Origin of the sequence: Microcystis sp. M090S1 (genome assembly GCF_020246295.1) — a bacterium.
In the GTDB taxonomy this organism is placed as follows: Bacteria; Cyanobacteriota; Cyanobacteriia; order Cyanobacteriales; family Microcystaceae; genus Microcystis; species Microcystis aeruginosa.
Genome location: NZ_JADBTF010000212.1, coordinates 1 through 6356 on the forward strand (window position 1 = coordinate 1; position 6356 = coordinate 6356).

The window sequence follows — 6356 nt, forward strand, 5'->3', positions numbered from 1 at the left end:
AAGAGGGTTCGTAGGCGCACGGATTTTCCATTATGAATATAGTATCATGTCAAGTCGCCTTTGTCAAGAGAAAATTTGACAACATCCAGATTTAGTAAAACGTAGTTAGACGGCCAAAATTTCCGCTTTAACTTGAAGCTAACAATCCGTCCTAACCCACCACCATCGACGGTGGTTGATGTAATCATCTGATGGACTGATTACTGATTACTACTCACTGATTACTGTTTACTGTTTACTGTTTACTGATCACTGATAATAACCCTTGACCGCCAAAACGGACAACATCGGTACAAAATAACCCCGTTTCCTCCTGCACAGCTTCTATAGCTTTAACTGCCGCCTCCGGACTAAGATGAAAAGTATTTAAACTAATCCCTTTTACCTTCACCTCCCCGAAACTTCCCCCGGCGCTGGCAGTCATTTCGTAGAGTTTAATCACTTCTGTTAGGGGAGGGATGAGAATATCGGGTAAATCTTTGATATGAATTTGTCCGGCACGATGGACGAGAATTAACCCCGTTGGTTGACTGCCACGCATTAAGGGTAAGGTAGCAGTCGAACCGGGGTGTAAAAGGGAGCCTTGACCCTCAATAAACAAAATATCGTTATTTTCTGCTGATTCTAACACCAAAGCCTCGATCGCACCAGCAGCATAATCGACGCGCACTGCATCCAAGGGTACACCCTTCCCCGCGATCATAATTCCCCCCTGTCCAGTGGCTAAAAATTGCGATTTTAGCCCTTTTTCTTGGGCAACCCGATGTAATTCGATGCTAGTGGACATTTTGCCCACACTCATATCCGTGCCTACGGTTAAAATACGCTGACAGGTTAAATTTTTCGCCCGCGCTTGCCCAATTTTTAAGTCTTGGGGTTCCAGACGGATATCCCAAATCCATTGATCTGGTTTAAGCTGAGGAAAAAGGGGTTTTAGGGGTGTATGGAGACCATTAACGAGGGATAACCCTGCATTTACCCCCTCTTTGATTTCTTCTAGCCAATGGGGGGGTAAAATGCCTCCTGAGGGTGCGATGCCAATTAACAGGGTATCGGGATGATAGGTTAAAGCTTCCTTAACACTAGCAACAATCGGCAAGGGGCGATCGATTCCGGCCACTTCTTTTAAGGCGCGGCCAGCGCTTTCTGCGTCAATAATCGCCACTACCTGCGCTTTCCCGTAACGCAGATAACTTAATCCGGTTTTGCCGCGAGTTCCTTTGATTCCTTCATGGAGAAGAATCGCTACTTTCTTGTCAGGAGTCAAATAATTAGTCATCTTTTATCCGTAAACTCACACCCAAACCGGGTGAATTATTTGGTTGTAAACGTCCCTTTTCTAAGCTTAATCCCGTGAAGGGATCATCGCGTAAATTTAAATGACTATCTAGGTCGAGATAGTTGACAAGCGGGCCAAGATGTGCTAGGGCAGTATTGGCTAAACTGCTATCAGAGTAACATCCGAACATAATTTGCAGTCGGCAAGCTTGGGCAACATGAATCATTCTTTGCACTTCCGCTAATCCACCGGCTTTCATTAGTTTAATATTAATGCCGTGGACTCGATCGGCCAGTTTCGGGATATCTTGACTAGAAAAACAGCTTTCATCGACGAAGATAGGTAGGGGCGATTTTTGGTATAAATCAATTAAATCTCGTTCTTGTCCCACGGATAGGGGTTGTTCCACATAAATAACGCCTTTTTCCTCTAACCATTGGCACATTTTCACCGCATCGCTAAATTTCCAACCACCATTAGCATCGACAGTTAGGGGCAAATGGGGGACAATTTCTTTAATAGCCAGAATTATGGCTTGATCGGCTTCTATCCCGTCCGGTGAGCCTAATTTGACTTTTAATAAGCTAAAATCGCCGATTTCTAGCCAATCTAACAGCCTTTTCTGCACATTTTCTGGAGAATTTAAACCGATAGTAACAGAAACTGGCGGAATCAAAGAGCGATCGAGTCCAAAAATTTGCCAGAGAGGTAAATTAGCTTTTTTGCCTAACCAGTCGTGCAGTGCCGTATCAATAGCGGCACGAGTAGCCGAAGATATCTGATTTTGCCATAAAATTTTCTCAATTTCTTGGCGTTGACAGGGGTGAAAAGATTGTAAAATAGGAGCGATCGAGTTTAATTCTTGCAGGATTTTATCGGGTTTTTTCTCCTCGCTGGTAATATCAAAAGGGGATGCCTCTCCCCACCCTTCGATATTTTCCTCGCTAATTTTCAGCCAGATATTAGTATTTTCGCTGGTAGTGCCGCGACTAATCCTTAAAGGTACTCGTTTATGAATAGTAAAAGTTTGCCAGTTTAGCAGCATAATTCACCTCGGGATGATCGGGGAATAGGAACAGAAAAATTAAGTACCTAGGAAAAATTAATTACACATATCTAACCACCTCTTGACTTTTGCCTCTTGCCTTTTGCCTATCCTAACCAAGAAATTAATTTTGCACCACTACTTATCTACACTTGCCCAAATCCTTACTTCTGTCCACTCTCCCCGCAATCATACAACTTCCGGCGGTGTTTTTCGTCAAAGACAAAATATGATAGGCTAACCGAAGGTGTAAGCAAGACGGCTGCGGGTTAGGAAATGGGATGAAATAGGAGTGAGTTAACCAAAATCAATGATTAAGAAAAAGATTTCTTACTGGGTAAATAGAGGTATTGCCCTCATTGATCGCTATCTGATCAGCCAACTACTACCCCCATTTTTATTTAGTGTTGGTTTATTTGCCTCTTTGGGAGTAGCGATCGGGAATCTTTCCGATTTAGCTAATCAGGTAGTTGATGCGAATCTACCCCTCGCTTCGGCCCTAGAAATTCTCCTGTTAAAAGTGCCAGAATTTGTCACTTATTCCCTACCAGTTTCTCTTTTGCTGGCCACTTTAATCACCTACGGTCGTTTAAGTAGTGATAGCGAAACCGTTGCCCTGCAAAGCTGTGGAGTCACTCTTTATCGTCTTTTTATACCAACTTTTTGCCTGAGTTTAATAGTTACAGTTGTGACATTTTTATTAAATGAATATGTGGTTCCAAATGCTAATTATCGAGTCACAGAAATTTTAGTGCAGAAAATTAATAAAGAAGCAAGTTTTTGGAAAAATAAAGATTTTTATTATCCCGATTATGAAATAAAAACCCTAGAAAATGGTACGATTAATCGCAATTTAATAAGTTTATTTTATGCCGAACAATTTGACGGGGAAAAGATGAAAACCGTCACCGTTATCCGTTGGCTAAAACAAGAATTAAATCAAATTATTATCGCCGATTCGGCCCGTTGGAATGCCGTCGATAACGTCTGGGACTTTTTTAACGGCATTATCTATGAATTAACCCCCCCTAACGCCTCCTATAGCCAAGTTATCCCCTTTAAAGCCGAAAAAATCGCTTTATCTCGCTCCGCTTTCGATTTTGCTCGTCAAAGCCGCGATCCCTACGAGATGAACATACCACAGGCGATCGAATATGTGCAACTGCTCAAACTCAGTGGCGATGATAAGAGAGTCAGATTTTTTCAAGTGCGAATCCAGCAAAAAATCGCCTTTCCCTTTGTCTGTATCGTCTTTGCTACCATCGGCTGTGCCTTGGGTTCTCTACCGCAAAGAATCGGTCGGGGAACCAGTTTCGGTCTCAGTGTCGCTATTGTTTTTCTCTATTATCTTTTAAACTTCTTAGTGGGCAGCTTGGGACTAACCGCCACCCTCTCCCCCTTCCTAGCTGCCTGGCTGCCTAACTTTTTCGGTTTTAGTTTAGGTCTGTGGTTATTATGGCGACTTAACGGTTAGACTTTTTTGAAAATTTTCGTCAAGATAGGAGACGTAGAGTTATAGCAGGCCCCTTAGTCTATGTTTCCCTTCTTCTTTAACACTTGTGGCAGCACTTCCCGCCAAGAATGTCAAGAGCGTAAATTAACATTCCTCAAATGGATGCGCGATGACCTCGAAACCCGTCTAGCGGGATTAAATGCCGCTATCGAAACTATCGAGCGTCAAATCAGTCGGGAAGGTCAATAAACCCTGAAAATAGGCGAGTTTTCCCCTCGCCTTCTACCCACAATTAGCTAAGAGAGATAACTTGACAGTTGTATTCGCCAAGAGGGATAATAGTAGTTTGTGTGAACTTTAGCTAGACTAAAATACCTTGGCTAACGTTATTGTAATCGGCGCTCAGTGGGGCGACGAAGGAAAAGGAAAAATCACGGATCTGCTGAGTCGATCGGCGGATGTGGTGGTGCGTTCTCAAGGTGGCGTAAATGCGGGTCATACCGTCGTCGTCGAGGAGCAAACGTTCAAACTCCATCTAATTCCCTCTGGGATTCTCTACCCAGATACGGAATGTATAATCGGCTCAGGAACAGTCATAGATCCCTCGGTGTTACTCAAAGAGATGGCGCAATTACACGCCCTCAATGTCACCACCGACAATCTCTATATCTCGCAAACGGCTCATGTCACTATGCCCTATCATCGGCTGCTCGATCAAGCATCCGAGGAAAAACGGGGTAAATATAAAATCGGCACCACGGGAAGGGGTATCGGCCCCACCTATGCCGACAAATCCGAGCGCATCGGCATTCGAGTCATCGACTTGATGAATACCGAGAATCTGCGGCAAAAACTAGAATGGACGATCAATTATAAAAACGTCATTTTAGAAAAGTTATATAACTTACCGCCTTTAGATGCGAAGACGGTGATCGAGGAATATCTAGAATATGCCGAGATACTGCGTCCCCATGTGGTCGATAGTTCCTTAAAAATCTACGAAGCAATCCGCAAGCGTAAGAATATTCTTTTTGAAGGGGCCCAAGGCACCTTACTCGACCTCGATCACGGAACCTATCCCTACGTTACCTCCTCCAATCCGATCGCCGGCGGTGCTTGTGTGGGTTCTGGCATCGGTCCGACGGTAATCGATCGAGTGATCGGTGTGGCCAAAGCTTACACCACTAGGGTAGGTGAAGGTCCATTTCCCACGGAATTAGAGGGGGAGATCGAGCAGTTATTGTGCGATCGCGGGGCGGAATTCGGGACTACCACCGGCCGTCGTCGTCGTTGCGGTTGGTTTGATGCGGTTATCGGTCGTTACGCGGTGCGAATCAATGGTTTAGACTGTCTAGCGATCACCAAGTTAGATGTTCTCGATACCCTAGAGGAAATCAAAGTCTGTGTCGCCTACCAATTGGACGGCCAAACCTGTCGCCATTTACCCAGCAGTGCCGGGGAATTCGCCCGTTGTCAACCGATTTACCGAACGATGCCGGGGTGGCAACAACCCACCAGCGATTGTCGGAGTCTGGAAGACCTACCCAAACAGGCCCTCGATTATCTAAAATTCCTGGGGGCGATCATGGAAGTACCGATCGCTATTATCTCCCTAGGAGCTAGTCGCGACCAAACTATTATCGTTGAAGACCCCATTCACGGGCCAAAACGCGCTCTTTTGGACGAAAATGGCTCACCTTGGGATAATCACGAATTTTAAATCATTGCTAAAGAGGATTAGTCAACTATGCAAGTTAGCGTTGAATGTCAAAAAAGACCCGAAAATATTAACCCCAGGGCCCTACGTCGTCAGGGTTTGATCCCGGCGGTTCTCTACGGCCACAGCGGCACGGAATCGGTTTCCCTCGTGGTGGGAGAAAAAGCGGCCTTAACCCTGCTCAAAAAGGCCTCGGTGAATAATACCCTGGTGGATGTGAATGTTCCCGAAATGCCCTGGACGGGAAAAGCTTTGATCCAAGAGGTACAATCTCATCCTTGGAAAAGAAATCTCTATCACCTCAGTTTCTTCTCAGTATCTGCCCACGGTAAGCTCGATATCGTTGTTCCGATTAAAGCCATAGGAGAAGCGATCGGAACCAAACAGGGCGGTTTAATCGAACAGTTCGTCAACGAAGTTAATGTCTCCTGTATTGCCGATAATATCCCGGAAGTGATCGAATTTGATGTTTCGGAGATCGGTGTGGGGCAATCCCTGCTCGTGGGTGATTTGAAAATGCCAGAAGGGGTGACTTTAAAAGATGATCCCCATACCACCGTTTTTGCCATTGTTGCCGCTAAACGGTAAATTAATTGATCGGTGGTCGGGTGATCGGGTTTTGGGGTGATAGGGTGATGAGACAGCTTCCCCCTCCCCAACCCCCACTCTGCCATAACTGCTACTGCATACTTTGTGCTTTTTGTCAAAAAAACTTTTTCTTTGCAATAAAACTACACAAAAAAAAGATCATCGTTGTGGGTGAAATTGACCGATTTACCCGTCTTAATTAGGATCACCCTGTAGGTGTGGCGAGGGTTTCAAGCATTGCTGTCCAAAAAAGCACAGACTAACCCACTATGAA

The 6356-nt window shown here is 44.9% G+C and carries 7 protein-coding genes; 4 read left to right on the forward strand and 3 right to left on the reverse strand.

The features are described from left to right. Positions 1 to 44: 44 nt before the first annotated feature. From IM477_RS09590 to IM477_RS09600, 3 genes are read right to left on the reverse strand one after another with little or no spacing between them, the layout of a single operon-like run. Positions 45 to 188 (reverse strand): hypothetical protein, encoded by a 144-nt coding sequence (locus IM477_RS09590; protein WP_287731527.1) that lies wholly within the window; start codon positions 186 to 188, stop codon positions 45 to 47. A gap of 47 nt (positions 189 to 235) precedes the next feature. After that, positions 236 to 1279 carry an N-acetyltransferase DgcN family protein gene (locus IM477_RS09595; RefSeq protein ID WP_287731528.1) on the reverse strand — a complete coding sequence of 348 codons (1044 nt, stop codon included), beginning with the start codon at positions 1277 to 1279 and terminating at the stop codon, positions 236 to 238. After that, a complete protein-coding gene (locus IM477_RS09600; protein ID WP_287731529.1) occupies positions 1272 to 2324 on the reverse strand; it encodes a dipeptide epimerase in 1053 nt (350 codons plus the stop codon). The genes IM477_RS09595 and IM477_RS09600 overlap by 8 nt, the downstream gene beginning before the upstream one ends. A 310-nt stretch (positions 2325 to 2634) precedes the next feature. Here IM477_RS09600 and IM477_RS09605 point away from each other — a divergent pair, with 310 nt between their 5' ends. The 4 genes from IM477_RS09605 to IM477_RS09620 all read left to right on the forward strand — a co-directional run bounded on the left by IM477_RS09605 (position 2635) and on the right by IM477_RS09620 (position 6082). Then, positions 2635 to 3798: an LptF/LptG family permease gene (locus IM477_RS09605; protein WP_287731530.1), complete on the forward strand. Its 1164-nt coding sequence runs from the start codon at positions 2635 to 2637 to the stop codon at positions 3796 to 3798. Positions 3799 to 3858: 60 nt separating this feature from the next. Then, positions 3859 to 4026: a hypothetical protein gene (locus IM477_RS09610; protein WP_002759244.1), complete on the forward strand. Its 168-nt coding sequence runs from the start codon at positions 3859 to 3861 to the stop codon at positions 4024 to 4026. 127 nt (positions 4027 to 4153) lie between these two features. Then, positions 4154 to 5497 (forward strand): adenylosuccinate synthase, encoded by a 1344-nt coding sequence (locus IM477_RS09615; RefSeq protein WP_125732468.1) that lies wholly within the window; start codon positions 4154 to 4156, stop codon positions 5495 to 5497. A gap of 27 nt (positions 5498 to 5524) precedes the next feature. Then, on the forward strand, positions 5525 to 6082 hold the full coding sequence (locus IM477_RS09620; RefSeq protein WP_002798370.1) for a 50S ribosomal protein L25/general stress protein Ctc: 558 nt from the start codon (positions 5525 to 5527) through the stop codon (positions 6080 to 6082). Positions 6083 to 6356: the final 274 nt, after the last annotated feature.

Coding starts and splice junctions, on each gene's coding strand:
- IM477_RS09605 (WP_287731530.1), top strand. CDS start 2,635: ATGATTAAGAAAAAGATTTCTTACTGGGTAAATAGAGGTATTGCCCTC.
- IM477_RS09600 (WP_287731529.1), bottom strand. CDS start 2,324: ATGCTGCTAAACTGGCAAACTTTTACTATTCATAAACGAGTACCTTTA.
- IM477_RS09590 (WP_287731527.1), bottom strand. CDS start 188: ATGATTACATCAACCACCGTCGATGGTGGTGGGTTAGGACGGATTGTT.
- IM477_RS09620 (WP_002798370.1), top strand. CDS start 5,525: ATGCAAGTTAGCGTTGAATGTCAAAAAAGACCCGAAAATATTAACCCC.
- IM477_RS09595 (WP_287731528.1), bottom strand. CDS start 1,279: ATGACTAATTATTTGACTCCTGACAAGAAAGTAGCGATTCTTCTCCAT.
- IM477_RS09610 (WP_002759244.1), top strand. CDS start 3,859: ATGTTTCCCTTCTTCTTTAACACTTGTGGCAGCACTTCCCGCCAAGAA.